This is a genomic window from Actinophytocola sp., assembly GCF_045807065.1.
GTDB lineage: Bacteria > Actinomycetota > Actinomycetes > Mycobacteriales > Pseudonocardiaceae > Actinophytocola.
This window is the reverse complement of sequence record NZ_JBJMIE010000624.1, coordinates 1-3,339: the sequence shown is the minus strand read 5'-3', so window position 1 is coordinate 3,339 and position 3,339 is coordinate 1. Positions and strand designations below refer to the sequence as shown.

General features: G+C 74.9%; 1 protein-coding gene. It reads left to right on the top strand.

Translation table 11 applies throughout. The annotated features are described in order from the left end of the window. Positions 1-3,177, top strand: a 3,177-nt coding sequence (smc, locus tag ACJ73U_RS36410) for a chromosome segregation protein SMC (protein WP_407782300.1), incomplete at its 5' end; no start/stop codon positions are given. Positions 3,178-3,339: the final 162 nt, after the last annotated feature.

The window sequence follows — 3,339 nt, the reverse complement described above, 5'->3', positions numbered from 1 at the left end:
GCGTTCATCGAGGAGGCGGCCGGCGTCCTCAAGCACCGCAAGCGCAAGGAGAAGGCGCTGCGGAAGCTCGACGCGATGCAGGCCAACCTGACCCGGCTCACCGACCTCACCGCCGAGCTGCGGCGCCAGCTCAAGCCGCTCGGCAAGCAGGCCGAGATCGCCCGCAAGGCCCAGTCCGTGCAGGCCGACCTGCGGGACTCCCGGCTGCGCCTGCACGCGCACGACCTGGTCATCCAGCGCGGCGAGATCGCCAAGGAGCAGGCCGACGAGGCCGCGGCCCGCGCCCGCCGGCACGAGGTCGAGCAGCTCCTCGAGGTCGCCGACTCGAAGCTGACGGCCCTGGAGGACGCACTCGCGGCCGACGCGCCGCGCCTGGCCGCCGCCCAGGACACCTGGTACCGGCTCTCGGCGCTGGAGGAGCGGCTGCGTGGCACGGTGCGGCTCGCGGTCGAGCGCGAGCGGCACCTGTCCGCCGCGGTCGAGCTGCAGACGAGCGGCCAGGATCCCGAGGAGCTGGAGGCGGAGGCCGAGGAGACGGCCATCCGCGAGGCCGAGCTCGGCGTGCACGTCGAGGTCGCGCGCGGCATGCTCGGCGAGACGGCCGAGCGGCGCGCCGAGCTGGAGCAGCAGGTCCAGGCCGCGGAGAAGGCGCACCTCGCGGCCGTGCGCGCGGTCGCCGACCGCCGGGAGGGCCTCGCGCGGCTCGCCGGCCAGGTCGAGGCGCTGCGCAGCAAGACCAACGCGACGGCCGAGGAGATCGAGCGGCTGTCCACGGCCCTGGTCGAGGCGACCGAGCGGGCCGAGGCGGCCGCGGTCGAGCTGGCCGAGGCCCAGGAGGAGTCCGGCATCGAGGACTCCGACGACGCCGGCGTCGTCGAGCGGCTCGAACGGGCCAAGGAGGCGCAGAAGGCCGCGCAGGCCCGCGTCGAGGAGCTGGTCCGCGCCGAGCGGACCGCCGAGAAGGACATCGCCTCGTGGAAGGCCCGCGTCGACGCGCTGTCGATGGGCCTCAACCGCAAGGACGGCGCGGGCGTGCTGCTCGCGGCCGGTGACCGGCTGCCCGGGCTGCTGGGCTCGGTCGCCGCGCTGCTGACCGTCGAGCCGGGCGCCGAGGCCGCGCTGGCCGCGGCCCTGGGCCCGGTCGCCGACGCGGTGGCCGTCGCCTCCGGTGCCGACGCGGTCGCCGCCCTGGAGCTGCTGCGCGGCTCCGACGCGGGCCGCGCGGGCATCGTCGTCGGCGGTTACGGGCACACCGACCGGTCCGGCTGGCCGACCCTGCCCCCAGGCGCGCGGTGGGCCGTCGACCTGGTCCGGGCGCCGGAGCCGCTGCGGCCGGCGGTCGCCCAGGCGCTGGAGCGGGTCGCGGTCGTGGAGTCGCTGCCCATCGCCCGGCTGATCGTCGACGCCCACCCGTCCGTGCGGGCGGTCACGAACGCGGGCGACGTGCTGGGTACGCACTGGGCGGTCGGCGGCACGTCCCGCGTGCAGAGCGTCATCGAGGTCCAGGCCGCCGTCGACGAGGCCAACGAGAAGCTCGCCGCCGCCGAGAGCGCTGCCGAGCGGGCCGCCGCCGCGCTGGCCGGTGCGCGGGAGGAGCTGAAGGCGCGCCAGGCCGACGTGCAGGCGGCCGCCGAGGCACGCAACGAGGCCAACGTGCGGGCCGCCCGCTCGCAGGAGCGGCTGTCCCGGATGCGGAAAGCGGTGCAGACCGCGCAGGCCGAGGCCGAGCGGGTCCAGACGCAGCGCACGCGGGTCGAGCAGACGCGCGAGGAGAACCTGGTCAGGCTCGCCGAGCTGGAGGAGCGGCTGGCCACGGCAGAGGACGAGACCGTCCTGGACGCCGAACCGGACACCGCCGAGCGGGACGAGGCGACCGCCCAGCTGGCCACCGCGCGCCAGCGGGAGATGGACGCGCGGCTGGCGTTGCGCACGGCCGAGGAACGGCACCGCGCGCTGTACGGCAAGGCCGAGGAGCTGCGCCGGACCGCGCGGGCCGAGCGGGAGGCCCGCGAGCGAGCCCAGCGGGCCATGGCCAAGCGCGCGTACGGCGCGGCCGTGGCGCGGGCCGTCGTCGAGAGCGGTGAGCTGGCGCTGGAGCGGATCGCGCTGTCCCTGCGGGCGGCCGCGCAGGAGCGGGACACCGTGCAGGCCGAGCGGTACGACCGGGAGCGGGCGCTCGCCGAGGTCCGCAACCGCGTGCGCGAGCTGTCGACCGAGCTGGAGAAGCTGACCGACGCCGTGCACCGCGACGAGGTGCTGCGTGCCGAGCAGCGGCTGCGGCTGGAGCAGCTCGAGACCCGCATCGCCGAAGCCTTCGGCATCGGCCTGGACGACCTGGTCGCCGAGTACGGCCCGGACGTGCCGGTGCCGCCGTCGCCGATCGAGATGGCCGAGTACGAAGCCGCCAAGGAACGCGGCGAGACGGTCAGCGAGCCGCAGCCGATCCCGTTCGACCGGGCGGCGCAGGAGCGGCGGGCCAAGCGGGCCGAGCGGGACCTGTCCCTGCTCGGCAAGGTGAACCCGCTCGCGCTGGAGGAGTTCGCCGCGCTGGAGGAGCGCTACAAGTTCCTGTCCACGCAGCTGGAGGACCTCAAGGCGACCCGGCGCGACCTGCTGACCGTGGTCAAGGAGGTCGACGACAAGATCCTCGAGGTGTTCACGGCCGCGTACCACGACGTGGCCCGCGAGTTCGAGACGGTGTTCTCGACGCTGTTCCCCGGTGGCGAGGGCCGGATGATCCTCACCGAGCCGGACGACATGCTGACCACCGGCGTCGACGTCGAGGCCAGGCCGCCGGGCAAGAAGATCAAGCGGCTGTCGCTGCTGTCCGGTGGCGAGAAGTCACTGGTCGCGGTGGGCATGCTGGTGGCGATCTTCCGCGCCCGCCCCTCGCCGTTCTACGTGATGGACGAGGTGGAGGCGGCGCTGGACGACGTCAACATGCGCCGGCTGATCGGTCTGCTGCAGGAGCTGCGCGACAACTCCCAGCTGATCATCATCACCCACCAGAAGCCGACCATGGACATCGCGGACGCCCTGTACGGCGTCAGCATGCGTGGCGACGGCATCACCCAGGTGATCTCGCAGCGCATGCGGGGCATGGACAACCCGGAGGGCCAGCCGGCCCGGGTCGAGGCCGGACCGGTGGCCGCCGAGCCGGTACCGGCACCGTCCTGACCGGGCCGCGACGTCAAGAAGGGCACCCTCGGGGTGGCGGTGGTCGGCTCGGTGTTCACCTCCATCTGGGCGGCGCACCTGGCCGGCGGCGCGCTGGGCGCACTGCCCGGGTCCGCGCTGCAGACCGCGCAGGACTCGGTCGGGGCCGCGGTGGCACTGTCG